Source organism: Nocardia sp. XZ_19_385 (assembly GCF_015355755.1).
GTDB lineage: Bacteria > Actinomycetota > Actinomycetes > Mycobacteriales > Mycobacteriaceae > Nocardia.
In genome coordinates this window covers 485,886-512,559 of the sequence record NZ_JACVEE010000004.1, presented here as the reverse complement: position 1 = coordinate 512,559, position 26,674 = coordinate 485,886, and the positions used below count along the sequence as shown (strand labels likewise).

Here is a 26,674-nt window from a genome sequence, read left to right as displayed (position 1 = left end):
TCTGAACGCATGTTGTCGAAGGTCGCCGTGGTGCTCGCCACGAGAGTCGCCATGTTCGAATTCGGTGTCATCTGCGAGGTTTTCGGTCTGGACCGCACCGCTGACGGCATTCCGCCCTTCGACTTCAAGGTGTGCGGTGTCGAACCCGGCGTCGGCCTGCCCTCCTCCACGCCCGGCGTCACCATCACCCCGGCCTTCGGCCTCGAAGAAGTCGCGACAGCCGATCTAGTCGCGCTCCCGGCCTTCCCCGCCTCCGCCATCGACAACATCGATCCGGCCATCCTCGACGCGATCCGCGCCGCCGACGCCGCGGGCGCGACCATCCTCACCGTCTGTTCCGGCGCCTTCCTGGCCGGCGCCGCCGGCCTGCTCGATGGCCGCAAATGCACCACCCACTGGCGCTATGTCGACGAACTGGCCGAACGCTTCCCGGAAGCCACCGTCGACCCCGACGTCCTGTTCGTCGACGCGGGCAACCTCATCACCAGCGCCGGCACCGCCGCCGGCATCGACGCCTGCCTGCACCTGGTCCGCCGCGAAATCGGCAGCGCCGCAGCCAACTCCATCGCCCGCCGCATGGTCGTCCCCCCGCAACGCGACGGCGGCCAGCGTCAATTCATCGAACGCCCCGTCCCCGCCTGCACCACCGACAGCCTCCGCAGCACCCTGCAATGGCTCAACGAAAACCTCGACCACCCCCACACCATCGATGACCTCGCCGCCCGCTCGATGATGTCCACCCGCACCTTCGCCCGCCGTTTCGCCGCCGAAACCGGCACCACCCCGGTCAAATGGCTGACCAACCAACGCGTCCTCTACGCCAAGCACCTCCTCGAGGAAACCGACCACAGCCTCGAATACATCGCCACCCGAGCCGGTTTCGGCTCCGGCGCCCTCCTCCGCCACCACTTCCAACGCCTCGTAGGCATCGCCCCCACCGAATACCGCCGCCGCTTCGGGCCTGTCACCTCCGTCCCGGACTAACCACCCTCCGCACCACCGCCCGCTCCAGTCCGCCCGCCACGCCTCATCAACCGGGACATGACCGAGGCAAACAGCGAGTGCGCCCCCCGCTGACGTCCCACTTATCGTCAGCTCCAACTGGTCTGGTCGGCGTTGGTCCAAGATCACCAGGACTTGGTGGCGGCATCGGCCGAGTATCTCCACCGCCAGGTCCTGTTGATCTTGCAGAAGCTGGTCACGCGCGGCCGGGGCGGGTTTGTTGGGACATGACCGAGGCAGACAGCGAGTGCGCTCCACGGTGGCGTCCCACTTATCGCCAGGATGCAGTGGGCCCCCGTACCGGCCAGGTCGCCGGCGCTCGGAGGTGGAAGTTGCCGCCCCATGGAACCGCGGGGCCCGCGTGAAATGCATCAACTTTCAAGATCATCAGGACCTGATGGCGCGCCCACTCGGCCAATGCCGCCACGAGGTCCTGTTGATCTTGAAGGCGGTGGAAATCTCGTCGAACTCGGAAGACGCCTTGATCCTGACGGCGGCATAGGGCGAGTAGCTTCCACCACCCGGTCCTGTTGATCTCGAGCGAGCTGGCAGGCAGGCCGGTCTCCGGGTGGGAGGAAACGCAGACAGGCCAGGGGGAGAATGCGCCTTGCATGCAACGGGACTGCCGCTGTCCCCGTTGGTCCAAGATCACCAGGACTTGTTGGCGCAGCCACTCGGCCGATGCCGCCATCAGGTCCTGTTGATCTTGACGGCGGTGGCGATCTCGCCGAACTCGGAAGGCACCTCGATCCTGACGGCGGCATCGGGCGAGTCGCTTCCACCAGTTGTTTTCGAGCGAGCTGGCCGACGTCCGGCAGGGAGCAATACGCAGGCGGACGGGGCGAATGTGCGTTGCACACAACGGGACTGCCGCTGTCACTGCCTGGTTGGTCCAAGATCATCAGGACCTGGTGGCGGCTTCGGTCGAGTGGATCCCGCCATGAGGGCCTGGTGATCTTGAAAGAGCTGGTAGGTCACGTGCGGCCGGGGCGGGTTTGTGCGGGGCTGGTTGATAGCGTGCAGGCGTGTCGAATCCTGCCGAAACTGCCCGTCCGCTGCGGACGCTCGTGCTCGGTGGGGCTCGGTCGGGGAAGTCGGCGTTTGCGGAGCGGCTCGCGGCTGATGCGGGGGCGGTGCGGTATTTGGCTACTTCGGTGCCGGATCCGGCGGATCTCGACTTCGCGGAGCGGATCGCGGGGCATCGGGAGCGGCGGCCGGGGAGCTGGGCGGTGGTCGAAAGTGCTGATCCGGCAAACGTTCTCATCGAGGCGCCGTTCGTGGGGGCGACACTTGTCGATGACATCGGGACCTGGTTGACCGCGCGGATCGATGCGCGCGGGGCGTGGGAGGAGCCGCGCGGCACCGTCACTCCGGACGCTGATGCGCTGGTCGAGGCGGTCGCGGCGTACCCGCAGCGGCTGGTGATCGTGACACCCGAGGTGGGGATGGGGGTTATCCCGGCCACGCGGGCGGGGCGGTTGTTCCGCGACGAGATCGGCACGCTCAATCAGCGGCTCGCCGCGGTCTGTGATGAAGCGTTTCTCGTCGTCGCGGGCCTCCCCCTCCGCCTCAAATAGTCAGCAGGCAAGATTGGGCGGCGAAGTCAGTGCGGCGACGGCCGCGCGCCCCGACCCGAGAGGCTCGACAGTGACACACGGATTCGGACCGGTTGCGCCCCCGGACGCACAGATTCGCGGGGCGGCCGAACAGCGGCAGACGCAGCTGACGAAACCCGGTGGGGCGCTGGGCCGGCTCGAGGAACTCGGCAACTGGGTCGCGGCCTGTCAGGGGGTGTGCCCGCCGAAGCAGTTCGAACAGGCGCGGGTCGTGGTGTTCGCCGGTGATCACGGGGTGTCGCGGCACGGGGTGTCGGCTTACCCGAGTGAGGTGACCGCGCAGATGGTCGCCAACTTCCTCGGCGGCGGCGCGGCGGTCAACGCGCTGGCGGCGGTGGCCGGGGCGACGGTGCGGGTCGTCGACATCTCCGTCGACGCCGACACCGATCCGTCGATCAGCAAGCACAAGGTGCGCCGCTCCAGCGGATCCATCGATCGCGAGGACGCACTCACCCTCGAAGAGGTCGCCGCCGCCCTGGCCGCGGGCAAGGCGATCGCCGACGAGGAAATCGACGCGGGCGCCGACCTGCTCATCGCCGGCGACATGGGCATCGGCAACACCACCCCCGCCACCGTCCTCATCGCCACCCTCACCGACAAGGAACCGGTCGCCGCCGTCGGCCGCGGCACCGGCGTCGACGACGAAGGCTGGGCCCGCAAGGTCGCCGCCATCCGCGACGGCATGCGCCGCGCCCGCCCCGTCGCCAAAGATCCGGTCGACCTGCTCCGCGTCGCCGGCGGCGCCGACTTCGCCGCCCTCACCGGCTTCCTCGCCCAGGCCGCCACCCGCCGCACCCCCGTCATCCTCGACGGCGTCGTCATCACCGCCGCCGCCCTGGTCGCCGAAGACCTCGCCGCCGGCGCCTCCGCCTGGTGGCTCGCCGGCCACCGCTCCACCGAACCCGCCCACACCCTCGCCCTGACCCACCTCCGCCTCGACCCCCTCATCGACATGGACATGCGCCTAGGCGAAGGCTCCGGCGCCCTCACCGCCCTCCCCCTCCTCCGCGCCGCCGTAGCCACCCTCGCCGAAATGTCCACCTTCACCGAAGCCGGCGTAAGCACCAACGAAACCCCCACCCCCACAGACCTTCCCGACGAAAAGCCGAACCTCCAGAAGTGACCCCCACCCGTCTCCCCACCGAGCGGCACACGGCTGCGGCAAACAGCGAGTGGACCCTCCGTGATGCGGCGCTAGCACGGAGTTCAGGGCTGTTCGGCCTCCCCCCTCTTCGCCGTCGCGTCATTGCTACGGAACCTCCTCGGCCGCAACTCCTTCCGCTGGATCGAGTTCTTCTGCCGACTCGGCAGTCTCTCGGTCGTGCCCAACGCCTCGTCACCCGACTCGGTCATTCCGTCGACGCTGAGTTGCACACGGCGACGGCCATTGCGCTTCGTGGGATGCCTCCGGCGCGGAGTTCGGGGCGGAACATGGCTGTCGAGGGCGGACGCCATGGTGCGCCGCTTGTGCTTGGGGGTGTGCGGTGACGGGTGTGCGGTTGGCGTTTTCGTGGCTGACAGTGTTGCCGGTGCGGGGGCCGGAGCAGGTTGATCGGGTGGCGGCGGGGTGGGCTATTGCGTTGGCGCCGTTGGTCGGAGTGACGCTCGGGGTGGGGGTGGCTGGGCTGTTGTGGGGGTTGGTGGCGGTGGGGGCGAGTGCGTTGCTGGCGGGGTTTGTGGTGGTGGCGGGGCTGGCGTTGGTTACGCGGGGGATGCATTTGGATGGGTTGGCCGATACGTTCGATGGGCTCGGGAGTTATGGGCCGCCGGAGCGGGCCAGACAGATCATGAAGAGTGGTGGGGCGGGGCCGTTCGGGGTGGCGGCGATGTTGTTTGCCGTTGCTGTGCAGGCGGTTTCGTTTGCGGCGCTGGCTGATGCCGGGCGGTGGGTCGCGGTGGTGCTGGCGGTGGCGGTCGGGCGGGCGGTTGTGGTGCTCGCTTGTCGGCGTGGGGTCGAGGCGGCGCCGGACACCGGGTTCGGGGCGTTGGTTGCGTCGACGCAGTCGTTGTGGACCGGGATTGCGTGGACAGGTTTCGCGGTGCTGGCCGCGGTGTTTGCTGTGCCGGGCGACGCGTGGCTCGGGCCGCTGGTGGTGGTGAGCGCGGTCGGGCTGTCGGCGCTGCTCGTGCGGCATACCGTGCGACGGTTCGGTGGATTGTCGGGAGATGTGCTCGGCGCCGCGCTGGAGGTATCCGTGGCGGTCACGGCTGCCGGATTCTCGCTGAGCGTTTGAGGTTCGGCGCGCGGCACCGGGTGGGGTGTCAGTAGCTCTCGTGCGGGCGGCCCGGAGCTCTCGTATGCGGGCGGCAGGAGCTCTCGTCGGCATGCTTGTCGAGGGGTCTCGCACGGTCCGCCGACGGTGCGGCGGTCGTCGTCTGGGGAAGAGGCGAGTCGGTGCACAGGCAGGTTTGCCAGCGATTTCCGCCGCTGCCGCGCTGACCGTCTGGGCCGGGACCTAAGGTGGTCACCATGTCTTCCGAGCGCCTCTATTTTCGACAGCTGCTGTCCGGGCGGGATTACGCCGTGGGCGACCCGATCGCGACGCAGATGCGCAATTTCGCCTATCTGATCGGCGACCGGGAGACCGGCGAATGCGTGGTGGTCGATCCCGCTTACGCCGCAGGGGATCTGGTCGATATCGCCGAGGGTGACGGCCTGCGTTTGACCGGAGTGCTTGCTACACACCACCATCCGGATCATGTCGGCGGGACCATGCTCGGATTCACCCTGCGCGGGGTCCGGGAGTTACTCGAAAAGACCAGCGTCCCAGTACATGTCAACAACCAGGAACTGGGTTGGGTTGCGAACGTCACCGGCATCGCACAGAGTGAACTGACCGGACACGAACACGGCGACAAGATCACCGTCGGCACTTTCGACATCGAGTTACTGCACACCCCCGGCCACACTCCGGGCAGCCAATGCTTCCTGTTCGACAACCGCCTCATCGCCGGCGACACCCTCTTCGTCGACGGCTGCGGCCGCACCGACTTCCCCGGCGGCGACTCCGACGAAATGTTCCGCAGCCTGCGCTACCTCGCAGACCTGAAGACCAACCCAGTCGTCTACCCCGGCCACTGGTACTCCCAAGAGCCCAGCGCCCCCCTGTCCCACATCAAGGACAACAACTACGTCATGCGCCCCCAAACCTTGGACCAGTGGCAGATGCTCATGCCAGGCTGACCCGACCACGCCTCATCAACCCCCAGCACCTCAATCGGTGCCGAGCGCCGGGGAGATCGGCTCTTCGCGTAGCAGCAGCGACCCCGCGGTCACCGCCCGTACCGAATCCCGGGGCAGCCACACCGAGCACGCCGACGCGAGGGCCGGTCCCGAGTCACGCGGAGAGCGAGCGCGCCAGCGCAAACCCGGCAGTCCCAGCGCGAACGGCCAACGCCCCGGCGCAAACAGGCAGCACCCCGGCAGCGCCCAGCGCGAACCGGCAGCGCGTCAATCGAACCGGCAGTACCTCAGGGCGAACGCCGAGCGCAGCGAGGCAAGCCCGAAGCAGTGCGGCACCGGGGAAGCGAAGCGCCCCCGGTGCCCATCCGGCCAACAATCGGCAGGACGAAAGCCGAGCGTCAGCGAGGTGTCGTCCTGCCGATTGGGTTCATCCACCCATGGATATCGGCGAAGGTGCCGCGCTGAATACCGGTCAACGTGTCGCGCAGCGCCATCGTGACCTCACCGGGCTGCCCGCCCCCGATGGTGAAGTCACCTTCGGCGGAATGCACCGACCCAACAGGCGTAATGACAGCAGCGGTACCGCAACCGAAAACCTCGGTGATCTCACCGGATTCAGCACCCTTGCGCCACTCCTCAACCGAGACCAGCCGCTCTTCGACCTTGAATCCGGAGTCGGCCGCGAGCGTAAGCAGCGAATCGCGAGTGATACCGGGCAGCAGCGACCCGGACAGTTCCGGGGTAACCAGCCGAGCCTGCGAACCGGATCCGTAGACGAAGAACAGGTTATTGGTCCCCATCTCCTCGACGTAGCGGCGCTCGCAAGCGTCCAGCCACACCACCTGGTCACAGCCCTTCTCCGAGGCCTGCGCCTGCGCGAGCAGCGACGCCGCGTAATTGCCCGCGACCTTCGCCTCGCCGGTACCGCCCGGAGCCGCGCGCACGAATTCACTCGACAGCCACACCTTGACCGGCTTGACCCCACCCTTGAAGTACGCGCCCGCCGGCGAACCGAGTAGCAGGTACTTGTAGGAGTCGGCGGGCTTCACACCCACCCCGACCTCGGTCGCGAACATGAACGGCCGCAGGTACAGCGAGTCCTCGCCGCCGGCCGCGGGCACCCAGCGCTCGTCGACCTCGAGCAGCTGCCGCACCGACTCGATGAACAGCTCCTCGGGCAGTTCGGCCATCGCCATGCGGCGGGCCGAACGCTGGAAGCGGGCGGCGTTGGCGTCGATGCGGAAACAGGACAGGCTGCCGTCGCCCTGCCGGTAGGCCTTCAGTCCTTCGAAGATGGCCTGGCCGTAGTGGAACACCATGGTTGCCGGGTCCATGAGCAGTGGACCGTACGGCTCGACCCGGGCGTCGCCCCACTGCCCGTCGGTGTAATCGATCGACACCATGTGGTCGGTGAAGTACCGGCCGAACCCGGGAGCCGCCAGTATCTCCTGTACCCGCTGCGCCGGGGCGGGCGCAGGATGAGGAATACGGGTGAACTGTGCGGCAACGGTCATGACGCTGATCCTAACTCTGTCCGATTTCCCACGGTGCGCCCTGCTGGGCCGTCCGCTCGAGCCGAGGTTGGCCTACTCGATGTGGCTCCCGCAACTCGCCCCCCGCGTCCTGGCATCCCGGCCAGCAACACCGCACCTCGCCCGGGTCCTACTGCACAAATAGCAATGCTCCGGCCGCTGATCGTGACCAGCCTTAGGCGGTACGCACCTCGACGAACGGCGGCTTGACGACCTCGCAGCGCAAACGGCGGCCGCGCACGTCCACTTCGACCTCGTCGCCGGGGTTCAGGTTGGCGTCGGTGTCGAGCAGGGCGAGGGCGATGCCGATCTTCAAGGACGGGGAGAAGGTACCGGAGGTCGTCTCGCCGACGGGCTCACCATCGCGCAGCACATTCTGGCCTTGCCGGAGCACCCCGCGGTCGAGCGCCTTGAGACCCATCAGCAGTCGACGGGGTCCGTCGGCCTTCTCCTGGGCCAGCGCATCCTTGCCCCAGAACTCCGGCTTCTTCCAGCCGACGGCCCAACCGGCGCGGGCCTGGACCGGCGAAATCTCCAGCGACAGTTCGTGTCCGTGCAGCGGGTAGCCCATCTCGGTGCGCAGGGTGTCGCGGGCGCCGAGTCCGGCGGGCTGGCCGCCGGCGGCCTCCACCTGCTCGGTCAGCGCGCGGAACAGGTCAGCGCCGTCGGCCCAGCGGGGCAGCAGTTCGTAGCCGTGTTCGCCGGTGTAGCCGGTACGGCACACCCGAACGGGACGCCCGTCCCATTCAGCGTCGGCGTAGGCCATGTACTCCAACTCGGTGGGCAGACCCAGGGCGGTCAGCACCTCCGCCGACTTCGGTCCCTGCACCGCGAAGACCGCGTACTCGCGGTGCTCGTCGGTCACGGTGATACCCGCCGGCGCCACCTTCTGCAGCTCGGCGACCACGGCCGCGGTGTTCGCGGCGTTGGGCACGAGGAAGATCTCGTCATCGCTGACGTAGTAGGCGATCAGGTCATCGATGACACCGCCGTCGGCCTGGCAGCACAGCGTGTACTGCGCCTTGCCCGGCCGAATCCGGCCCAAGTCGTTGGTGAGCGCCGAGTTCACGAAATCCTTCGCACCCGCGCCCCGCACGGTCGCCTTGCCCAGATGACTCACATCGAACAGCCCGACCGTGCTGCGCACCGCCTGATGCTCGGCGACCGTGCCCGCATACGAGACCGGCATCTCCCAACCACCGAACGGCGCGAAAGTAGCTCCGAGCTCGACGTGGACGGCGTGGATGGGGCCCTGCAGCAGCTTCGTATCGGTCACCCCGCGCAGCTTAGTCGCTCCACCCGGCCGTGCGGCGCTGCACTGAGCACCTCGGCGCCGCACCGTACGCACCTCCGGCAACCCCATCCGGAGGGAGTCTTACGACCGACCCGTTCGCGGCCGTCTCGCGTCCGAGTAGCCGAAGCGCATGCGCCGCAGGCGCGAGTCTCGGCTGCTCGGACACGAGACATCCCGGGCCGCGAACACGCGGCGCCCGCGCCGCCAACAACACAGTCGCGAACAAGATCGGAGCGGACAGTAACCTGAGCCGCATGACCGCTGTTGCAGATCGCTCACTCGGACCGGAACTGGCACGCACCCAGACCATCAACCCCGACACCGATGTCCTGGTGATCGGGTTGACGTCGTCGGAGAACGGCCCGTCGATCGTCCCCGAGGACTTGTTCGGCGATGTGCTGTCCGCGGACATCCGCGCGGAACTGCTGGATCAGCTCGGCGCTGTGGGCGCGAAAGGCAAGCCGGAGGAGCTGACTCGGGTCCCCGCGCCCGCCGGCCTCGACGATGTGACCAGCGTGCTCGCGGTCGGCCTGGGCCCGGCCGACAAGATCGACGAGGAGCAGGTGCGCAAGTCGGCCGGTGTGGCCGCGCGTTCGCTGTCGGGCACCGAACTGGTCGCGACCACGCTGGGCGGCGTCGATCTCGGTGCGGCCGCGGAAGGTTTCTACCTCGGCGCCTACACCTTCACCCCGTTCAAGTCGTCGAAGTCCGCGCCGAAGCCGGACGAGCAGCCGCTGGCCCGCGTCGAATTCCTGGTTCCCGAACCGGATTTCGGCGAGAACGCGCTGTTGCGCGCCCAGCTCACCGCCGAAGCAGTCGCCACCGCACGGGATTTCGTCAATACCCCGCCGAGCCACCTCTACCCCGCCGAGTTCGCCAACCGCGCCCAGCAGCTCGCGGAGGCGGCCGGTCTCGAGGTCGAGATCCTCGACGAACACGCTTTGGCCGCAGGCGGTTTCGGCGGCATCCTCGGCGTCGGCAAGGGTTCCTCGCGCCCGCCGCGGCTGGTCCGGCTCACCTACGCGGGCGGCCCGAAGAAGGTCGCGCTGGTCGGTAAGGGCATCACCTTCGACACCGGCGGCATCTCCATCAAGCCCGCGCAGAACATGGAGAACATGACCTCGGACATGGCCGGCGCCGCCGCGGTCGTGGCCACCACGCTGCTCGCCGCCCGCCTGGGCGTCCCGATCACGGTCACCGCGACCGTGCCGATGGCCGAGAACATGCCGTCTTCCACCGCCCAGCGTCCCGGCGACGTGCTCACCCAGTACGGCGGCACCACCGTCGAGGTGCTCAACACCGACGCCGAGGGCCGCCTCATCCTGGCCGACGCGATGGTCCGGGCCTTGGAGGACAACCCCGACTACCTCATCGACGTCGCCACCCTGACCGGCGCGCAGATGGTCGCCCTGGGCACCCGCACCCCGGGTGTCATGGGTACCGACGAGTTCCGCGACCGCGTCGCCTTCATCTCCCGCGCGGTCGGCGAAAATGGCTGGGCCATGCCGCTTCCCGCCGAGCTCCGCGCCGACCTGAACTCCAAGATCGCCGACCTCGCCAACGTCGCCCCGCACCGCTGGGGCGGCATGCTCTCGGCCGGCCTGTTCCTCAAGGAGTTCGTGCCCGAGGGCGTCGAGTGGGCCCACGTCGACATCGCCGGCCCGGCCTACAACACCGGCGGCCCGTTCGGCTACATCGGCAAGGGCGGCACCGGCGTCCCGGTCCGCACCCTGATCGCCGTCATCGAGGACATCGCCGCAGCGGAGTAATCCGGTTCGCCGGGAATGGCGAAGACACACGGCCCGACCGGAACCCGGTCGGGCCGTTCGCTATTCGCCACGGCCGAAAACCCGGCCAGCTGTCCAGCACCGGGACCGCACCCGTCTGCGGCGACTGACATTTCGAGCCAGTTCCTTGTTACCGACACCAATTCCTGTTCATAACAAGGCTTCTTTCTGGTAGACCGAGAGCACTCGCGTCAACGCACTGCGCGCCAACACCTTCCGGGAGCCCGCCGATGAGGACAACCATCATCGCTTCGGCCATCGTCCTGTTCTGTTGCACGGCAACGGGTTCCGGAATGGCCGACACCGGTTCCGCCGGATCGATGGCCCCGCAGACGATTACGGTCACCACCACCGCCGACGGCGCAGCGGCCCGCCCGCTCAGCGGCGAATGCCGTACAGCCGCAGGCGAATGCACACTGCGCGCGGCGATCCAGGCGGCGAACGTGCGACCCGGCAGCACCATCGTGGTGCCCGCTGGACGCTACCTGCTCACCATCCCGCCGAACCCGCTACACATCAACGCGCCGTTCGTCGACCCGACCAACGGCGATCTCGACATCACCGCGCACACCACCGTCCGGGGCGCCGGCCGGGACGAAACCATCATCGACGCCAACCGCATCGACCGCGTGCTGCTCACCACCGCGAACGTCTCGCTCGCGGATCTGACCCTCACCGGCGGCGCGACGGCGCAACGTGAGATCCCGTTCTACGACACCGGCGGCGGCGGAATCGCCAACGGCGGCAACCTGGTTCTCGACCGGGTCACCGTCACCGGCAACGCCGCGCACTACGGCGGCGGCATCTTCAACGTCCCGCAGGCGGACATGAAGATGACCGACAGCCTCGTCACCGGAAACTTCGCCGAGGAGGCGGGCGGGGTGCGCTGCGACAACACCTGCACCTTCACCAACTCCCAGATCGTCGGCAATCACGTGGTGAACCCCGGGAAGTGGTATCGCCCCGGCGGTTTCGCCGGACGCGGCGGCGGCCTCGACATCCGCGGCATCGGCCCGGTGACGCTGATCAGCACGGTGGTCGAGGGCAACAGCGCCAGCGACGGGGGCGGCGGCATCAATATCGCCCCGGCCTATCTCGACACCATCCCCGACCCGGTCACCGATCTCCTGGACCCGGGCGCCGGCATCCTGATCCTGACCGGCTCGCGAATCCAGAACAACCGCGTCGGCCCGGGCATTCAGAACTGCAAATCCGTTTTCGCGCAGATCGTTTCGACCGGCGGCAACGTCAGCGACGACACGTCCTGCGCGCTCACCGCCCGCGGCGACGAGATCCGCCCCAGCTAGGAGTCCACATGGGTTCGTTCAACATGGGCGGGTGGGCGACCACCTTCACCCAGATCTACACCTGGATCGTCTCGGTGCTCATCTCCGGATCGTCCGCCGGTTCATAGGTCCCGCAGTTCTTGCTCGAACGCGCGCTGGCGTTCGATCTTCTTGCGCGCGTCATAGTCGCGCATGCGCTGCGGGTAGCCCGTCTTGCCGACGTCGTACACGGGAATGTGCAAATCTCCGGCTAGCCGGGCCGCGCCCCGCTCGCCGACGATCCGCCGGGTCCATTCCCCGTCCGCGGCGATCAACACGACTGTGACATCGGTCACTGTGGTCTTGGGCTCCACGTAACCCTCCACGCCGACATGCGTGCGGACCCATTCGCGCAAGTAGCGCAGGTCCTCCTTGGCGGAGGTCCCCGCACGTGGCGCGGTACCCCCACCTCTACCGGTGCCCTTGAACCGATCAAGTAAACCCATCAGCGCCGACCTCCTAACGACCCCGGAGACGCCAACCCCCATCTTGCCAGCTCGTTAAGATTTCCCGGGTTTGTTAGCTGCCCTGTGCTACACACCACGCGGACGAGTGCAAGGATGGATCGCGGTACAAGGAACCACCCAGATCTCCGGTGCCACCAGAACGATCGGTGGCTTTCGGGCATTCGTCGCGACCTGCGGCGGCGGCCTGCCGAAGATCAACTGTTGCAAAATCCGTCGAGCAGTCAGAGGAGTCAACGGACATGGCCTTCTCCGTCCAGATGCCGGCTCTTGGTGAGAGCGTCACCGAGGGAACGGTGACCAGGTGGCTGAAGCAGGAAGGAGACACGGTCGAGGTCGACGAGCCACTGCTCGAGGTCTCCACCGACAAGGTCGACACCGAGATCCCGTCCCCCGTCGCAGGCGTGCTGTCGAAGATCGTCGCCAATGAGGACGATGTGGTCGAGGTCGGTGGCGAGCTGGGAGTCATCAGCGATGCCGGCGAATCGGCCGAATCCGCACCTGCACCCGCACCTGAAGCATCCGAGCCCGAGGCCGCAGCGCCCGAGCCGGAACCCGAACCTGAGCCTGAGCCTGAACCCGAGCCCCAGCCCGCCGCCCAGGAAGCCCCCGCGGCCTCCGGGAACGGCAACGGCAACGGCGGCTCCGGCACCCCGGTGAAGATGCCCGAGCTGGGCGAATCCGTCACCGAGGGCACCGTCACCCGCTGGCTCAAGGCCGTCGGTGACGAGATTGCCGTCGACGAGCCGCTGCTCGAGGTCTCCACCGACAAGGTTGACACCGAGATCCCGTCGCCCGTCGCGGGCACCCTGCTGGAGATCACCGCGCAGGAAGACGACGTCGTCGCTGTCGGCGGCCAGCTCGGTGTGGTCGGCAGTGGTCAGCCCGCCGCCAAGGCCCCGGAGCCCAAGCCCGAGCCGAAGCCGGAACCGAAGCCCGAGCCCAAGCCGGAACCCAAGCCCGAGCCCGCCCCCGCGGCGAAGGCCCCGGCTCCCGCTCCGAAGGCTCCTGCCCCGCAGCCGCCGGCTCAGGCCCCGGCCGCCTCCGCATCGTCCTCGGGTAATGGCGCGACCCCGTACGTCACTCCGCTGGTCCGCAAGCTGGCCGACGAGAACGGCGTCGACCTGTCCGCGCTCACCGGTTCCGGTGTCGGCGGCCGCATCCGCAAGCAGGATGTACTCGCCGCGGCCGAGGCCAAGAAGGCGCCGGCAGCCGCTACCGCGACCGCCGCCGCTCCCGCTGCCAAGGCGCCGTCCGCGGCCGCTAGCCCGCAGCTGGCGCATCTGCGTGGCACCACGCAGAAGGCCAACCGCATCCGCCAGATCACGGCCACCAAGACCCGGGAATCACTGCAGACCACCGCGCAGCTGACCCAGGTGCACGAGGCCGACGTCACCAAGATCGCGGCGCTGCGCGCACAGGCCAAGGCGTCGTTCAAGGAGCGCGAGGGCGTCAACCTGACGTTCCTGCCGTTCTTCGCCAAGGCCGTCATCGAGGCCCTGGGTGTGCACCCGAACGTCAACGCGTCCTACGACGAGTCGACCAAGGAGATCACCTACCACGCGGCCGTCCACCTGGGCATCGCCGTGGATACCGATCAGGGTCTGCTGTCCCCGGTCATCCACAACGCGAGCGATCTGTCGCTGGCCGGCCTGGCCCGCGCCATCGCCGATATCGCCAACCGGGCCCGCAACAAGGGCCTCAAGCCGGACGAGTTGTCCGGTGGCACCTTCACCATCACCAATATCGGTTCGCAGGGCGCGCTCTTCGACACCCCGATCCTGGTTCCGCCGCAGGCGGGCATGCTCGGCACCGGCGCGATCGTCAAGCGCCCGGTGGTGGTGACCGACGAGACCGGCAACGAGTCGATCGGCGTCCGGTCCATGTGCTACCTGCCGCTCACCTACGATCACCGTCTCATCGACGGCGCCGACGCGGGTCGCTTCCTGACCACGATCCGGCACCGGCTCGAGGAAGCGGCGTTCGAGGCCGATCTGGGTCTGTAAGTACGCGATGAAGGTTGTGATCGCCGGGTCCTCCGGGTTGATCGGGACAGCGCTCGTCGCGGCCCTGCGCCGCGACGGGCACGAGGTGGCCCGGCTCGTACGCCGAAATGCCGCCGCTCCCGACGAATTCACCTGGGACCCAGTCCGCGCCGAACTGGACGCACGCGCCCTGCGCGGCGCGGACGCGGTCGTCAACCTTTGTGGCGCTTCGATCGGCGGGCGGCGCTGGAACGGCAGCTACAAGCAGGAGCTGCGCGACAGCCGCCTCACGCCGACCGACGTACTGGCTTCGTCGGTGGTCGCCGCAGGGGTGCCGGTGCTGGTCAACGCCAGCGGCGTGCACTACTACGGCGGCGCGACCGGCGACCGGGTCGTCGACGAATCCTCCCCTGCCGGAACAGGTTTCCTGGCCACACTGTGCCGGGACTGGGAAGCCGCCACCGCCCCGGCCGCCGCGGCCGGCATCCGCACCGTCCTGCTCCGCAGCGCTCCCGTGTTCACCCGGCACGGCGGCATCCTCGGCCCACTGAAGCCGCTGTATTCACTCGGTTTGGGTGGCCGCCTCGGCAACGGCCGCCAGTACACGCCATGGATCTCGGAGGACGACGAGATCGGCGCGATCATCTTCGCGCTGACCCACGACACCATCTCCGGCCCGATCAACGTCGTCGGCCCCGCCCCCGTCACCAACGCCGAATTCAACCGCGCCCTGGGCAAGGCCCTGCACCGCCCCGCCCCCTTCGTGGTCCCCGCCTTCGCCCTGCGCGCCATGGTCGGCGAATTCGCCGACGAGGCCATCCTGCACGGCCCCCGCGCCATCCCCACCGCGCTGGAATCCGCCGGCTACCAGTTCCGCCACCCCACCATCGGCGCAGCCCTCGCCGCCACCGTCGGACGCGACGACGACCGCTAGAGACTCCCGAAGTCGGGAAGGGTCAGCGAACCATCCTCGGCGAGCGGGAATGTGGGGTTGTGCGCGACCTCCCAAGCATGGCCATCCGGATCCACGAACGCACCGGAGTAGAAACCGACGGCGTTGACAACCGCAGGCTTGGTGATGGTCCCCCCGGCCTCCGCTACAACTGCGAGCAGTGCGTCGACCTCCGCGTCGGACCGGACGTTGTGCGCCAGAGCGATGCCACCGAACCCACTCGATAACCCAGGCGCCACACCACAATCCTGCGCCAGCTTGTCACGATCCCACAGGACAAGTCCAAGCCCGCCCGCCTGGAAGAAAACCGTCTCCTCGACCTCTTGCCCTCGCCACCCCAGCGCCTCGTAGAACCTCTTGGCGCGAGCAAGATCGGAAACCCCCAGCGTGACCAAAGTGATGCGCTGCTCCATACAGCCACGCTACGCAAATCCCCTCCCCGCCCCCAGCCCGCCGCCCCCGCATCCGCGGAACCCCGAGCGCCTACAGCGACCCCCAGCACACCATTCAAGATCAACAGGCACTCATGGCGGAGGCTTCTCGACAAACGCCGCCACCAATGCCTGGTGACCTTGCAGGACCCGTCGGGCCAGGCCGACACGGGACTTACGCGCCTTTCCATGATCAACAGGCACTGGCGGCGGGGGCTTCCCGGCGAACGCCGCCACCAGTGCCCGGTGATCTTGCAGGACCTGTCGGGGTGGGCCGACACGGGATTTACGGGCCCCTTTGCGATCACCAGGACCTGAGGGCAAACGCGCCTCTCCCCGCCCGCCGCCCGGTGTCTGATGGTCTGATGGTCTGATGAGATTCGGACTGCCCGCGCTGCGCACAGCGTCAAGATCACCAGGCACTGGTGGCGGAGGCTTCTCGACAAACGCCGCCACCAATGCCTGGTGATCTTGCAAAACCCGTCGGGCCAGGCCGACACGGGACTTACGCGCCTTTCCACGATCACAGGCACTGGCGGCGGGGGCTTCCCGGCGAACGCCGCCACCAGTGCCCGGTGATCTTGCAGGACCCGTCGGGGCTGGACCGACACGGGACTTACGGGCCCAATCACGATCCTGAGGGCAGACGCGCCTCTCCCCCGCCCGCCGCCCGGAGTCTGTCGAGATTCGGACTGCCCGTCGGCCGGCGCCGCGCGCAGCGTCAAGATCACCAGGCACTAGTGGCGGAGGCTGCTCGACGAATGCCGCCACCAGTGCCTGGTGATCTTGGTCTGACGGGACGTGGTGACGAACCGCGCGCGGGTATCGGCGACAATCGTGTGGTCCAGCACCTACGACAGAGGCGATCGATGACCGACACCGAGCTACGTCCTGCCACCGTCATCCGGGATGCGCGGGAGGAGGACCTCTTGGCGATCCTGGACATTCACAACGCGAATATCGCTGCGTCCACCGCCATTTGGGACACCGATCTTGTCGGGTTGGACGAGCGGCAGCGTTGGTTCCGGGACCGGACGGCTGCGGGCATGCCGATTCTGGTCGCCGAGATCGACGGCGAAGTGGCCGGTTACGCCTCGTATGGACAGTGGCGGCCGAAGTCCGGTTACCGCTTCTCCGTGGAGAACTCGGTCTACATCGCCGATCGCTTCCACCGCCGCGGCCTGGCCACCGCGCTGCTCACCGAGCTGATCTCCCGCGCCGCCGACTCCGGGCGGGTACACGCGATGATCGCCGCCATCGAGTCCTCCAACGCCGCGTCCATCACGCTGCACGAACGCTTCGGCTTCGTAACTGTCGGCCAACTGCCCGAGGTCGGCCACAAGTTCGGCCGCTGGATGGATCTGACCCTCATGCAGCTGACGCTCCCGGTCGACCAGCTGTAGTCCGGGCATGTGCGATCACACGTGCGTCGTCACCGCCCGCGGTGCGCGGTTCACCCGATGCCACAGGTAGGCGCCATCCACGCCCGCAATCGCAGCAATCCAGTGGCTTGAAGCACACCGGCCCCCTGTACCCGACGCCAGATCTGGGCGTAGCGTCACAAAGGTGAACGACACGCGTACCACTTGGTCCGCCAGATTCGATACGACCCCGATCGTGGTCGAGGATCTCGGGCTCATCGACTATCACAGTGCTTGGGACCTGCAGCGCACCATCGCCGCGGAACGCGCTGAGGGCGCCGGCTCCGATCGCCTGCTGCTGCTGGAACACCCGTCGGTGTACACCGCGGGCAGACGCACCGAAGCCGAGGACATGCCCATCGACGGCAGCCCTGTGGTGCAGGTCGACCGCGGCGGCAAGATCACCTGGCACGGCCCCGGGCAGCTGGTCGGCTACCCGATCGTGCGCCTGGCCGAGCCGGTCGATGTCGTCCACTATGTACGCCGCCTGGAGGAGGCGCTGATCTCGGTCGTCGCCGGTTTCGGCCTCACCTGCGGCCGAATCGAGGGCCGCTCCGGCGTCTGGCTGCCCGCCACCGAGGTATTCACCGAGCGCAAGATCGCCGCCATCGGTGTGCGCGTGCAACGTGGGGTTGCGCTGCACGGCATTTCGCTCAACTGCACCGCCATGGACGGCTTCGGAGCCATCATCCCGTGCGGCATCCGCGACGCCGGCGTCACCACGCTGTCGCGTGAGCTGGGCCGCGAGGTCACCGTCGCGGAGCTGAAGCCCTTGGTCGCCGCCGCCATCGTGCGCGCGCTCGACGGCGAGTTGCCAGTTACCGAGCACGATATTCCCCGTGTCGGAAATGCCACAGCCGCCGACACAGCTCGTTCCGCCGTTTCGGCCCAGGCGTAAGGTCGATCACGTGACCTCAGCTCAAGCCCCGGCAGGACGCAAACTGCTGCGGATCGAAGCGCGCAACTCGGAGACCCCGATCGAGCGCAAGCCCAAGTGGATTCGTACCCGCGCCACCATGGGCCCCGAGTACTCCGAACTCAAGGGTCTGGTCAAACGCGAAGGCCTGCACACCGTCTGCGAAGAAGCCGGCTGTCCCAACATCTTCGAATGCTGGGAAGACCGCGAAGCTACCTTCCTGATCGGTGGCGAACAGTGCACCCGCCGCTGCGACTTCTGTCAGATCGACACCGGCAAACCCGCCGCACTCGACCGCGACGAGCCCCGCCGCGTCGCCGAGAGCGTCCAGGCCATGGGCCTGCGCTACTCCACGATCACCGGCGTCGCCCGCGACGACCTGGAAGACGGCGGCGCCTGGCTCTACGCCGAAACGGTCCGCGCCATCAAGGCCCTGAACCCGTCGACCGGCGTCGAACTGCTCATCCCCGACTTCAACGCCGAGCCTGCTCAGCTGGCCGAGGTCTTCTCCTCGCGCCCCGAGGTCTTGGCGCACAACCTGGAAACCGTGCCGCGCATCTTCAAGCGCATCCGCCCGGCCTTCCGCTACGAGCGCTCGCTGGCCGTGCTCACCGCGGCGCGCGAGGCGGGCTTGGTCACCAAGTCCAACCTGATCCTCGGCATGGGCGAAACCCCCGATGAGGTCACCCAGGCTATGCGCGACCTGCACGAGGCCGGCTGCGACATCCTCACCATCACCCAGTACCTCCGCCCGTCGCCCCGCCACCACCCGGTGGACCGCTGGGTGAAGCCGGAGGAGTTCGTCGAGCACTCGAAGATGGCCGAGGAAATCGGTTTCGCCGGTGTCATGGCCGGACCGCTGGTCCGCTCGTCCTACCGCGCGGGCCGCTTGTACGCCCAGGCGATGGCCCACCACGGCCGCGAAATCCCGTCCGACATGGCGCATTTGGCTCAGGAAGGCACTGCCTCCCAAGAAGCCAGCGCTGTTCTGGCGCGGTTCGGAAGCTAGGTTTCGAGGAGCCCCGCGCGATGGCGTGCGGGGTTTCCCGGTAATCCCGATGAGCAGAAACAGAATCAACAACCCCGTCGCGACCGGCCGCCTGCAATGGATCCCCGGCGCGCACCCCTTCGGCCTGCCGACCGCCCCGGTCTACACGCCGACCGCACTTCCCGGCCTCGGCGGCAACATCCGGCTACACGACGTTCTGCTCACCATCCTGATCGAACGCACCGGCCAGCTCTCGGATGAGGGCGAACTCGTGAAGATCGGCTTCGTCGTCCCGACCCTCGCCGACCCGCACCTCTACCCCGGCGCCCAGTGGACCATCCTGGAGCGATCCCGTCCGGTAGCGGAACTGTCGATCAAGGCAGTCCTGATCAAGACCTCCAACTAGACCGGCCCGCACACCTCGCCCGGCCCGGCGGCGGTAGCCACGATCAGCTCGCGCAGCAACTCGAAGTCGACATCGGCAGCCTTGCGAAACCGCAAACAGCTCTTCCCCATATCGAACCCGGCAAGCCGCTCGTCGAACGCCTTCCGCACATCACTGCGCACCACATACACCGAGATGTACTGCTTTTGACTGGCGAACCCGAACTCCGCCACCCCGTCCCGCACATACCCCGGCATGCCGAACTGCATGGCCTCGTCGAACCCCACCAGCTCCTGGCGGCACAACTCCCGAAGCCGGCTGAGCACCTCCCGCCGCTCCTCGGGAAGCTCAGCGAGATACTCGTCCACGGTCGCCGCCTTGCTTTGCACCATGCCCGCAGATCCTAGCTAGCAAGGCCTAGAACAGCCGGAACGCCGTCAAACGCCAGTCTTTCGATCGACCACACTCCATACGAGCCGCCAGCGCGAAGAGACGCGGACCGCGCTGGTAGCGGGCACACAGTTCGGCGGTGGCGGGGTCGAGCATGGTCACCTCGACACGCAGGAGCACCGCGACTCCCAGCGCGCGATGCGGCGCCGACCCCTCCGTGACGATCGTGCGGATTCGTTGCAGCACAGCGTCGTTCGCAGGCAAGTGGCGCAAGGGACGATGGTGGTCGACGATTTCCAAGGCAAGTCGCAAAGACTGCCGTGCCACAGTTTCTACTGTGCTGGAAGACGGGACGGACGGCTCCACGGCCCGCTTGACGCTCCGGGACACAGCCATCCGCGGGCGTCTGCCCCGACTCGACGTGGACGAACAGAAAGGCTGCTGCACCGGTGTGCACTTCGAAACATCAGACTCGAGCATGGCAAGTCCCTGCTTTCGGCCGTATCGACGGCGGTTGGCTCCGCCGCCTTCTGTACTTCCTCTGACGCGCGGACCCACCGATCGGTTCCACCTGACCCGGAACCGCGGTTGCCGGCCTCACTGAGGAGACCGGCAACCGACTCTCACACTCCGCGAGCGAAGTCCGACAGCAGAGCCGGGACCGCCGAGTCGAAGCCGGCGACGTCCAGCATGCCCGCGTCCGACGGATCCGCGATCGTGAAATTCGTTGCGGTCATGCCGACTACGACCAGCTTCGCGTCCGGGTTGATCTGCTCCCGGTACTGCCGCAGCGCCTGGTGCGGGTGGATTTCGCCCGCCCAGGTCTCGTTGTCGGTGTACACGGTGAACACATCCACCTCGAGCTTCCGCTCCAGCGCGTACCGCATCGGCAGCGAGCAGTCGGTGCCGCCGAACGGCAGGTTGCTGACGGCGTTGATCGCGTCGTCGAGCCGCTGCCGCAGGCCGATCGCCAACGGGATCAGCGCGCTTTCACGCCAGTTGCTGGACGAGGCCGAGGTGAAGCCGACAATCTCGTGCGCCGGTTCCGTGCTCGCGGTCACCAAAGCCAGTGCGGCAGAGGCTTCCCGCGCGGAAATCGGCAGCCCGGAGATACCCGCCGTCATCGAACCCGAGACGTCCAGCGCCAGCAGGTGCCGCTTGCCGGTGGGCTCGACCGCGCCGAACGCGGCGTAGAACGCCGAGTCGAGCGCGTCGACGATCGGACGCGACGGGTCCCAGGTGCTGTCGCCGCGCGCCGAACGCCCGGAGGCGTAGGTGCGCAGCGCGACGAGCACCGACACCGGATGCACCCGCGCCTTGCGCAACCGCGCCGGGTCGGCGAGCTGCTGCGCGATCGCGCCGGTCCGCGCACCGAGCGGCGACAGCAGCCCGAGCCGGGTCAGGCGCGGCAGCTGGCGCAGGAGCGCGGTTTGCGGAAGTCCGTTGTCCAGCAACGCTTCCCAAACAGCCGCCTCGGTGAGTGCCGCGTCGGGCAGCATCTCCCACGACAGCCGGTACTCACGGACCAACGCGGGAATCTGGGACACCGGTGCGGCCTGAGCGCGCTGGAATCCCTCGACGAACCGCAGCCCGTCCAGCGAGCCGCCCCGACCACAGATCCAGTCGAACAGCCGGACGCGCGCGTCCTCACCGGTCGCCGGGTGCGACAGCCGCAGCAGGTCGCGATGTGACCAGCCTTCACGCTGCCGGTACTTCACGACCTGATACGCCAGATCGTCGACCGACTTCGCGGTGTACCAGGCGCCGACCGCGCGCCGCAGTCCACGACCCCAGCCCCGGAACTGCTCGATGTAGCGGGCGAACAGGAACAGGTGGGTGCCCGTCCGGGCGACCAGCGGCAGCGCCTCGAGCGCGGTGCGCCTGCCGTCCTCGTCACCGAGGGCGGCTGCGGCCGCGAGCGCGAACAGTGCGGGGTTCTGCTTCGGCGCACGACCGGAGGTGGAGATCTCCACCACCTCACGCACCAGCTCGGCCGTCCGGTTACGCGCGAAATCCATTACGACAGCGGCGTTTTCCTTCGCCAGATCTTGCGACTGCACGTAATAGGTGCCGCCGTCGACACCGAGAACCAGGAATCTGCGCAGCCGGACCTCGGGCGTCACCTCGAAGGTGAATCCGCCCGCGTTGTTGCGGACCTGCCGCGGGTCTGCCTGGGTGTGCTGCGGGGTCGCGCGGGCGTTGATGCCTGCCAGTGCGTCCATGTCGTCCTCGATTCCGGCCCCTTCCAGGGGCATTGGGTTTCAAGGGAGGCAGGCATATTTGTGCCTACCGGGGCTTCTTCGACAGAGATAAACGACAGGCTCCGGCCCGCCTCCCCCGTGTAAAACGGTTGGGCGAGAAGGACGGTCGTGGTGTGCCGACCGGACAGGCACCGGTTTTCACCGGCACCAGCAGGATTCGAACCTGTAGATACCAGATAACCGATCAGCTCCGGCCCGTCCTTCTCGTCCGGGCAAACCGAGGGTGGGCGGGCATGTTAGCGCCGACCGACTGTACCGCTCTGCCAATTGAGCTACGACAGCTTGCGCCGCCGGCGGGACTCGAACCCGCAACCTGTCCATTAGAAGTGGATAACCGACCGATCTTCGGCCCGCCCACCTCGGTTTGCCGTACTCGAAAACTGTAGATCGTTCCGGCTCGGAGCGGCCACTGAATTAATTCCCCTGCCCGAAGGGCGGATTTCGGACGCTGTCAGCGTGCGGCGCTACGTGCCCGCTTCGCCGCCCGATCCCGAACCCGATTCAGCGTGAGACGCCAGAGCGCGGTAGCGACATCGAGCGGAACCCGCGGCGTCGCAGCACGTTTCGTCATCTCCAGCCGCGCCTTCCGCAACACCGCCGCGGGCGCCTTGTCCGGATGCCCACTGTCGAACGGCGGCTGCGGATCGTATTCGATCCCCAGCTGCACCATCTGCGCAGCCTCCTCCCCGGCGATCTCCCCCACTAACCACAAACCCAAATCGATCCCCGCGGAAACCCCTGCGGCAGTGACGATTTTGCCGCTGCGCACAATCCGATCGTGCGGCCGCGACTCCGCCCCGAATGCCGCCAACGCCGACTGCACCGACCAATGCGTGGTAGCCGGATGCCCACGCAGAATATCCGCCGCCGCCAGCACCAACGCTCCACTGCATACCGACGTCGTCCACTGCGTACTCGAATGCACGCGCCGCAGCCACTCGATCAGTTCCTTGTTGGCCATCGCCTCGGTCGTCGCAGCCTCGGACCCGGGCACCAGCACCAGATCCGGCGCCGGTGTCTCCTCGAACGTATGCGTCGCCCCGAGTACCAGCACCCCGCTATCGGACACAATCGGCCCGACTTCATTGGACACGAACCGTATTTCGCTCTCCGGCAGCCCTCGCAGCACCTCGTAGGGCCCGATCGCATCGAGCACTGTCAGCCCCGGATACAACACAATTGCGATCTGAAATGTCATGGCGCACTCCCTCTTTCAGCGATCAGCGAACCGAGCGCGATACTCACCCGGCGGTATTCCCAAGTGACGATGAAAAATCCGATACAGCGTGTCCGGACTACCGAGCCCCACAGTCGATGCCACCCGATCCATCGGCTGATCAGTGGTCTCCAGCAGCCGCCGCGCCGCCCCCACCCGAACTCGCTCGACGTAACGCGCAGGCGTAGTCCCGATCTCCGCCGCGAAAACTCGGGAGAAATGCCGGGTACTCATTCCCGCCTGATCCGCGAGCCCGGCCAGCGAAAGATCGCGCATCAAATTCTCCTCTATCCACACCTGAAGTGCCCGAAGCGAATTCCGCTGCGGCGGGTCGGCTGCGATAGGCGTACTGAACTGACTCTGCCCACCCGGCCGATGCAGATACACCACCAACCACCGCGCCACCTCCCGGGCAAGTCCGGCGCCATGATCATCAGCAACCATCGCCAGCGCCAAATCGATCCCCGCGGTCACCCCCGCCGACGTCCAGACCGGCCCGTCCCGCACATAGATCCGATCCGGCTCCGTCGTCACCGCAGGAAACCGGCTCGCCAACAACTCGCCACCCGCCCAATGCGTAGTCGCCCGGCGCCCGTCCAATAGTCCCGCCTGAGCCAACAGATAAGCCCCCGAACAAATCGAACCAACCCGCTCGGCATACCCTGCGCCCCGCCGCACGCTCTCCACCAGCGCCGCCTCCTCACTCGCCTCCCACGCGGTGAGCCCACCGGCAACCATCAGCGTGTGCACCGGCCCCGACCAGCTCCCCAGCTCATGCCGCGCCGTCACCTCGATGCCGGACGACGACCGCACCGGTCCCGCCTTCGTCGACGCGATCTCCACGCGATACCCGGGCCGCGCCCCTAGCAGCGCGGCCGAGCTGAAGACATCCGCGGGCCCAGCCAGGTCCAAGAGCTGAAACCCGTCGAACACCACGATCAGCACGACCCTCATGGATTCAGCCTGGAGGACAGGGGTGGTGGCGTCAACGACACAACTACCGCAGATCCGGCCATCACACTCACCAACGCCGCCATGCCGAGGTCGCACACGGGGGACGAGCCGGTCACCACGTGAGCGAACCACCGGACCTGCGGCGGCCGGGGGAATTATCGGGCTTCGAGCGGGAGCAGACCGAGCTGTGGGACCGGCAGGCGATGGTCGCGATTACCCTGGCGCGGGACTACGTCTGGGTGGGGTTGCTTTCCGCCTTCGGCGCGACACTCGCATAGGTTGAAGGCGTGAAATGGGTGAGGGTGGTAGTTGCCGTGTCGGCCTTGGCATTCGCGGCCAGCTGTGCGGGGGCTGAATCGGAGAGCTCTGCCGTGGACCGGGCGTATCGCGACCTGGTCCCGGACGCGCGGGAGCAACTCGAATACTTGGACACGATTCGCCCGCTCGATCCGTGCGGGTTCGTCGACGATGCCGCCGTGCAGCGCCTCGGCAAGCCTCGATACTTCGGTGCGGGCAGCGAATTGAACAGTTGCGAGATCGACTACGAGCCCGGTTCGAATCCGGTGACGCTTGTGGTCGTGGAGATGACGAGTCTGGCCCGGTCGAGTCTCGGCGTGCCCGCCGAAGTCAATGGCAAGACCATTACGACCAGCGAGCACAGCGATATCAGCGACCATTGCAATGCCTACGCCCCCTACGACGACAAATTGGCCGTCAACTACCGCGTGTATGGAACCGGCAATCGGTGTCCCGACGCGACCGCCTTGGCCACGGCCGCCATCCCGACTCTGGCAACTCGCCCGCTCCGCACCGAGTCTCGGCATTCCAATACCGCCACGAAGCTGAGCAAGATGGATCCGTGTCAGCCGCTGGGTGTGACCGGAAAGGGGCAACCCCGGGTGTCGGTCGGCAAGGCCTGGGATCCCTCGAAGTGCACATTCTATGTGGGCGACGTTTCCGGCAGTCCCCTCGATGAAGCCTCTGGTAAAGCACGCCACCACATCGAGTTCGATTTCCTCGACGAGATGTACGCGACGAAAGCCTATGAAGGCCAGTCGCGCAAAGATATCGGCGACGTGCCGGTCGTGGAAATGCCCGATGCCCTCGGCGCGGGCAGTTGCCGGCTGTGGGTCGGCGTCGGCCACGCGACACCGTTCGTCATCGTGCGGGATCGCGAAGAGAAACTGTTCGACACCATCGAGGTTGCGGTCGGCAGCGGCGGGTGCGGCGCCGCCCGCACCAGCGCCGAGGAACTCGTCCGCATCTATCAAGCCATCGAATAGCGGGCTCCTACTCACCTCCACTACGGCACAGCGTCTTCCGTGATTGTCAGCGAGCAGTGCCCGTCGGTACAGGATCGCTGGAGCCGCCCGCGCGAGAGCGTCTGAACGAGACCGATCGCCCAGCACATGGGGCAGCCGCGCAACGCCACGAGTCCGAGCGGTGCGAATAGCAGGCTCAGTGGCCCGGTTACGGGAAGCAGAGCGAATGACGCGATCAGCGCACCGAAGCCGAGGAATCCCCGGGCCAGGTGGCGCGGCACGGACGTGCTGGCGAAAGTGCCTTCCCCGGTCAGCATTTCGCATCCCACGACGGGTCGCGCAGCTCATTCTGGAGGGCGGTCCTGGCTCGGTGCAGGCGGGACTTCATCGCCGCGGTACTGAGCCCGAGCAGGTCGGCGACCATCCGGCCGCTGTAGCCCTGGATGTCGCGCATGATCAATACCTGGCGTTGATCAAGCGGAAGCGCTGCGATGGCTTCGGCGACCCGCTCGGCCTCGAGCCGACGCAGCATCTCCTCTTCGGCCGAGGCTACGTCCCGTTCCGGCAGCGGGTCGAAATGCCTTGTCCGTAAACGCAATTGGCGCAGGCATTCGTTGCGCACGATCCGGAACATCCACGACACCAGCGCACCTGAGGCACGCAGGGTCCCGATCTTCCGGTACAGGATGATCAGCGCTTCCTGAGCCGCGTCCTCGGCGTCCTCCGGCGTCGCGCACAGCGAGTACGCGAACCGCCGGACATGCGGATGGGAACCGGAGATCAGCGCGGCGACCGACTCCACGTGGCCCGACCGGGCCGCTAGCACTACGGCCTCATCGGGCCAGATCGACTCAGCCACGACGACCACTCCACCGGCGGAAAGCAACGACACTGCAGGTACAGACAAGCACAGCGCCGACGATGATCGCGGTGAGAACCATGACAACCTCCTGATCGCGTACCGGCGTGGTTGCCGGTACGCAGATTAGAGGGTCCTGCTGGGTGAAAGGATTCAGCAGTTGCTGGCGAGCAGTTGACGTTCCAGTCTGCGGATGCGGGTTTCGAGGACGGATCGCTGGCTCGTGTTGTTGGACTGGCTCAGTTCGCGTTCGGCGCGGTTGAGGGCGAGGCGGAGGTCGAGGCAGCTCTGCGACTGGGTCTGGGTGGGGGTCGGTGCGGCGGTGGCGGGAATTGCGATGGTGAGGGCGGTTGCGGCCGCGAAAGCTCCGGTGAGGATACGGATTGCGATGACAGACATGGGGTCTCCTGACATTTCGAGGGGGGTTACCTTCGATGATGTCGTTGGACC

26 protein-coding genes and 1 tRNA gene are annotated in these 26,674 nt (G+C 67.4%); 15 read left to right on the top strand and 12 right to left on the bottom strand.

The window, feature by feature from the left end:
- Positions 1-9 precede the first annotated feature (9 nt).
- The 5 genes from IBX22_RS31325 (at position 10) to IBX22_RS31305 (ending at position 5,802) form a co-directional block, all read left to right on the top strand.
- Positions 10-984, top strand: a complete 975-nt coding sequence (locus IBX22_RS31325; protein WP_194819355.1) for a helix-turn-helix domain-containing protein — start codon at positions 10-12, stop codon at positions 982-984.
- 1,043 nt (positions 985-2,027) lie between these two features.
- A complete protein-coding gene (locus IBX22_RS31320) occupies positions 2,028-2,579 on the top strand; it encodes a bifunctional adenosylcobinamide kinase/adenosylcobinamide-phosphate guanylyltransferase (protein ID WP_309234858.1) in 552 nt (183 codons plus the stop codon).
- Between the two features lie 70 nt (positions 2,580-2,649).
- Positions 2,650-3,741, top strand: a complete 1,092-nt coding sequence (cobT, locus tag IBX22_RS31315; RefSeq protein WP_309234857.1) for a nicotinate-nucleotide--dimethylbenzimidazole phosphoribosyltransferase — start codon at positions 2,650-2,652, stop codon at positions 3,739-3,741.
- Between the two features lie 361 nt (positions 3,742-4,102).
- The gene (locus IBX22_RS31310) at positions 4,103-4,852 is read left to right on the top strand and encodes an adenosylcobinamide-GDP ribazoletransferase (RefSeq protein WP_194819353.1); all 750 of its coding nucleotides are present in this window, start codon (positions 4,103-4,105) and stop codon (positions 4,850-4,852) included.
- A gap of 236 nt (positions 4,853-5,088) precedes the next feature.
- Positions 5,089-5,802, top strand: coding sequence for an MBL fold metallo-hydrolase (locus IBX22_RS31305; RefSeq protein ID WP_194819352.1), 714 nt, complete (start codon positions 5,089-5,091; stop codon positions 5,800-5,802).
- 398 nt (positions 5,803-6,200) lie between these two features.
- Here IBX22_RS31305 and IBX22_RS31300 read toward each other — a convergent pair whose 3' ends face one another.
- Positions 6,201-7,316: a branched-chain amino acid aminotransferase gene (locus IBX22_RS31300; protein WP_194819351.1), complete on the bottom strand. Its 1,116-nt coding sequence runs from the start codon at positions 7,314-7,316 to the stop codon at positions 6,201-6,203.
- Between the two features lie 193 nt (positions 7,317-7,509).
- Positions 7,510-8,610 (bottom strand): glycine cleavage system aminomethyltransferase GcvT, encoded by a 1,101-nt coding sequence (gene gcvT, locus IBX22_RS31295; RefSeq protein WP_194819350.1) that lies wholly within the window; start codon positions 8,608-8,610, stop codon positions 7,510-7,512.
- Between the two features lie 272 nt (positions 8,611-8,882).
- On the opposite strand from gcvT, the gene IBX22_RS31290 reads away from it, so the two are divergent.
- Both IBX22_RS31290 and IBX22_RS31285 read left to right on the top strand, forming a co-directional pair.
- Complete coding sequence (locus IBX22_RS31290; protein WP_194819349.1) at positions 8,883-10,397, top strand: leucyl aminopeptidase; 1,515 nt, start codon at positions 8,883-8,885, stop codon at positions 10,395-10,397.
- A 248-nt stretch (positions 10,398-10,645) separates the two neighbouring features.
- Complete coding sequence (locus IBX22_RS31285) at positions 10,646-11,722, top strand: CSLREA domain-containing protein (RefSeq protein WP_194819348.1); 1,077 nt, start codon at positions 10,646-10,648, stop codon at positions 11,720-11,722.
- A 101-nt stretch (positions 11,723-11,823) separates the two neighbouring features.
- Here the strand turns inward: IBX22_RS31285 and IBX22_RS31280 are convergent, their stop codons facing one another.
- Positions 11,824-12,186 carry an oxidoreductase gene (locus tag IBX22_RS31280; RefSeq protein WP_194819347.1) on the bottom strand — a complete coding sequence of 121 codons (363 nt, stop codon included), beginning with the start codon at positions 12,184-12,186 and terminating at the stop codon, positions 11,824-11,826.
- Between the two features lie 260 nt (positions 12,187-12,446).
- On the opposite strand from IBX22_RS31280, the gene sucB reads away from it, so the two are divergent.
- The gene (gene sucB / locus IBX22_RS31275) at positions 12,447-14,210 is read left to right on the top strand and encodes a 2-oxoglutarate dehydrogenase, E2 component, dihydrolipoamide succinyltransferase (RefSeq protein WP_194819346.1); all 1,764 of its coding nucleotides are present in this window, start codon (positions 12,447-12,449) and stop codon (positions 14,208-14,210) included.
- Positions 14,211-14,217: 7 nt separating this feature from the next.
- On the top strand, positions 14,218-15,123 hold the full coding sequence (locus IBX22_RS31270) for a TIGR01777 family oxidoreductase (RefSeq protein WP_194819345.1): 906 nt from the start codon (positions 14,218-14,220) through the stop codon (positions 15,121-15,123).
- On the opposite strand, the gene IBX22_RS31265 is transcribed toward IBX22_RS31270, so the two are convergent.
- On the bottom strand, positions 15,120-15,554 hold the full coding sequence (locus IBX22_RS31265) for a VOC family protein (RefSeq protein WP_194819344.1): 435 nt from the start codon (positions 15,552-15,554) through the stop codon (positions 15,120-15,122). The two genes, IBX22_RS31270 and IBX22_RS31265, sit on opposite strands and share 4 nt — an antisense overlap.
- 887 nt (positions 15,555-16,441) lie before the next feature.
- On the opposite strand from IBX22_RS31265, the gene IBX22_RS31260 reads away from it, so the two are divergent.
- The 4 genes from IBX22_RS31260 to IBX22_RS31245 all read left to right on the top strand — a co-directional run bounded on the left by IBX22_RS31260 (position 16,442) and on the right by IBX22_RS31245 (position 19,303).
- Entirely contained in the window at positions 16,442-16,975 is a 534-nt protein-coding gene (locus tag IBX22_RS31260) for a GNAT family N-acetyltransferase (RefSeq protein ID WP_194819343.1), read from the top strand.
- A gap of 163 nt (positions 16,976-17,138) precedes the next feature.
- Positions 17,139-17,891: a lipoyl(octanoyl) transferase LipB gene (gene lipB, locus IBX22_RS31255; RefSeq protein ID WP_194819342.1), complete on the top strand. Its 753-nt coding sequence runs from the start codon at positions 17,139-17,141 to the stop codon at positions 17,889-17,891.
- Positions 17,892-17,901: 10 nt separating this feature from the next.
- Positions 17,902-18,918 carry a lipoyl synthase gene (lipA, locus tag IBX22_RS31250; RefSeq protein WP_194819341.1) on the top strand — a complete coding sequence of 339 codons (1,017 nt, stop codon included), beginning with the start codon at positions 17,902-17,904 and terminating at the stop codon, positions 18,916-18,918.
- 49 nt (positions 18,919-18,967) lie between these two features.
- The gene (locus IBX22_RS31245; RefSeq protein WP_194819340.1) at positions 18,968-19,303 is read left to right on the top strand and encodes a hypothetical protein; all 336 of its coding nucleotides are present in this window, start codon (positions 18,968-18,970) and stop codon (positions 19,301-19,303) included.
- Here IBX22_RS31245 and IBX22_RS31240 read toward each other — a convergent pair.
- The 6 genes from IBX22_RS31240 to IBX22_RS31215 all read right to left on the bottom strand — a co-directional run bounded on the left by IBX22_RS31240 (position 19,300) and on the right by IBX22_RS31215 (position 24,103).
- Positions 19,300-19,674: an iron chaperone gene (locus IBX22_RS31240; RefSeq protein WP_194819339.1), complete on the bottom strand. Its 375-nt coding sequence runs from the start codon at positions 19,672-19,674 to the stop codon at positions 19,300-19,302. The two genes, IBX22_RS31245 and IBX22_RS31240, sit on opposite strands and share 4 nt — an antisense overlap.
- A gap of 25 nt (positions 19,675-19,699) precedes the next feature.
- Positions 19,700-19,999, bottom strand: a complete 300-nt coding sequence (locus IBX22_RS31235; RefSeq protein WP_194819338.1) for an Rv3235 family protein — start codon at positions 19,997-19,999, stop codon at positions 19,700-19,702.
- A gap of 296 nt (positions 20,000-20,295) precedes the next feature.
- Positions 20,296-21,894: a TROVE domain-containing protein gene (locus IBX22_RS31230; protein WP_194819536.1), complete on the bottom strand. Its 1,599-nt coding sequence runs from the start codon at positions 21,892-21,894 to the stop codon at positions 20,296-20,298.
- Positions 21,895-22,218: 324 nt separating this feature from the next.
- Positions 22,219-22,283 (bottom strand) — tRNA-Ser (locus tag IBX22_RS31225).
- 101 nt (positions 22,284-22,384) lie between these two features.
- Positions 22,385-23,131: a DJ-1/PfpI family protein gene (locus IBX22_RS31220; RefSeq protein ID WP_194819337.1), complete on the bottom strand. Its 747-nt coding sequence runs from the start codon at positions 23,129-23,131 to the stop codon at positions 22,385-22,387.
- A 15-nt stretch (positions 23,132-23,146) separates the two neighbouring features.
- Positions 23,147-24,103, bottom strand: coding sequence for a GlxA family transcriptional regulator (locus tag IBX22_RS31215; RefSeq protein ID WP_194819336.1), 957 nt, complete (start codon positions 24,101-24,103; stop codon positions 23,147-23,149).
- Between the two features lie 119 nt (positions 24,104-24,222).
- On the opposite strand from IBX22_RS31215, the gene IBX22_RS31210 reads away from it, so the two are divergent.
- Both IBX22_RS31210 and IBX22_RS31205 read left to right on the top strand, forming a co-directional pair.
- The gene (locus IBX22_RS31210; RefSeq protein ID WP_194819335.1) at positions 24,223-24,381 is read left to right on the top strand and encodes a hypothetical protein; all 159 of its coding nucleotides are present in this window, start codon (positions 24,223-24,225) and stop codon (positions 24,379-24,381) included.
- A gap of 93 nt (positions 24,382-24,474) precedes the next feature.
- On the top strand, positions 24,475-25,386 hold the full coding sequence (locus IBX22_RS31205; RefSeq protein ID WP_194819334.1) for a hypothetical protein: 912 nt from the start codon (positions 24,475-24,477) through the stop codon (positions 25,384-25,386).
- A 289-nt stretch (positions 25,387-25,675) separates the two neighbouring features.
- Here IBX22_RS31205 and IBX22_RS31200 read toward each other — a convergent pair whose 3' ends face one another.
- Positions 25,676-26,224 carry an RNA polymerase sigma factor gene (locus IBX22_RS31200; protein ID WP_194819333.1) on the bottom strand — a complete coding sequence of 183 codons (549 nt, stop codon included), beginning with the start codon at positions 26,222-26,224 and terminating at the stop codon, positions 25,676-25,678.
- Positions 26,225-26,377: 153 nt separating this feature from the next.
- Positions 26,378-26,623, bottom strand: coding sequence for a hypothetical protein (locus IBX22_RS31195; protein ID WP_194819332.1), 246 nt, complete (start codon positions 26,621-26,623; stop codon positions 26,378-26,380).
- Positions 26,624-26,674 lie beyond the last annotated feature (51 nt).

Excerpts from the sequence above, each read along its gene's own strand:
- IBX22_RS31325 (WP_194819355.1), top strand. The coding sequence starts at position 10 with ATGTTGTCGAAGGTCGCCGTGGTGCTCGCCACGAGAGTCGCCATGTTC.
- IBX22_RS31305 (WP_194819352.1), top strand. The coding sequence starts at position 5,089 with ATGTCTTCCGAGCGCCTCTATTTTCGACAGCTGCTGTCCGGGCGGGAT.
- IBX22_RS31300 (WP_194819351.1), bottom strand. The coding sequence starts at position 7,316 with ATGACCGTTGCCGCACAGTTCACCCGTATTCCTCATCCTGCGCCCGCC.
- IBX22_RS31290 (WP_194819349.1), top strand. The coding sequence starts at position 8,883 with ATGACCGCTGTTGCAGATCGCTCACTCGGACCGGAACTGGCACGCACC.
- IBX22_RS31285 (WP_194819348.1), top strand. The coding sequence starts at position 10,646 with ATGAGGACAACCATCATCGCTTCGGCCATCGTCCTGTTCTGTTGCACG.
- IBX22_RS31280 (WP_194819347.1), bottom strand. The coding sequence starts at position 12,186 with ATGGGTTTACTTGATCGGTTCAAGGGCACCGGTAGAGGTGGGGGTACC.
- sucB (WP_194819346.1), top strand. The coding sequence starts at position 12,447 with ATGGCCTTCTCCGTCCAGATGCCGGCTCTTGGTGAGAGCGTCACCGAG.
- IBX22_RS31270 (WP_194819345.1), top strand. The coding sequence starts at position 14,218 with ATGAAGGTTGTGATCGCCGGGTCCTCCGGGTTGATCGGGACAGCGCTC.
- IBX22_RS31265 (WP_194819344.1), bottom strand. The coding sequence starts at position 15,554 with ATGGAGCAGCGCATCACTTTGGTCACGCTGGGGGTTTCCGATCTTGCT.
- IBX22_RS31260 (WP_194819343.1), top strand. The coding sequence starts at position 16,442 with ATGACCGACACCGAGCTACGTCCTGCCACCGTCATCCGGGATGCGCGG.
- IBX22_RS31245 (WP_194819340.1), top strand. The coding sequence starts at position 18,968 with ATGAGCAGAAACAGAATCAACAACCCCGTCGCGACCGGCCGCCTGCAA.
- IBX22_RS31240 (WP_194819339.1), bottom strand. The coding sequence starts at position 19,674 with ATGGTGCAAAGCAAGGCGGCGACCGTGGACGAGTATCTCGCTGAGCTT.
- IBX22_RS31230 (WP_194819536.1), bottom strand. The coding sequence starts at position 21,894 with ATGGACGCACTGGCAGGCATCAACGCCCGCGCGACCCCGCAGCACACC.
- IBX22_RS31220 (WP_194819337.1), bottom strand. The coding sequence starts at position 23,131 with ATGACATTTCAGATCGCAATTGTGTTGTATCCGGGGCTGACAGTGCTC.
- IBX22_RS31215 (WP_194819336.1), bottom strand. The coding sequence starts at position 24,103 with ATGAGGGTCGTGCTGATCGTGGTGTTCGACGGGTTTCAGCTCTTGGAC.
- IBX22_RS31195 (WP_194819332.1), bottom strand. The coding sequence starts at position 26,623 with ATGTCTGTCATCGCAATCCGTATCCTCACCGGAGCTTTCGCGGCCGCA.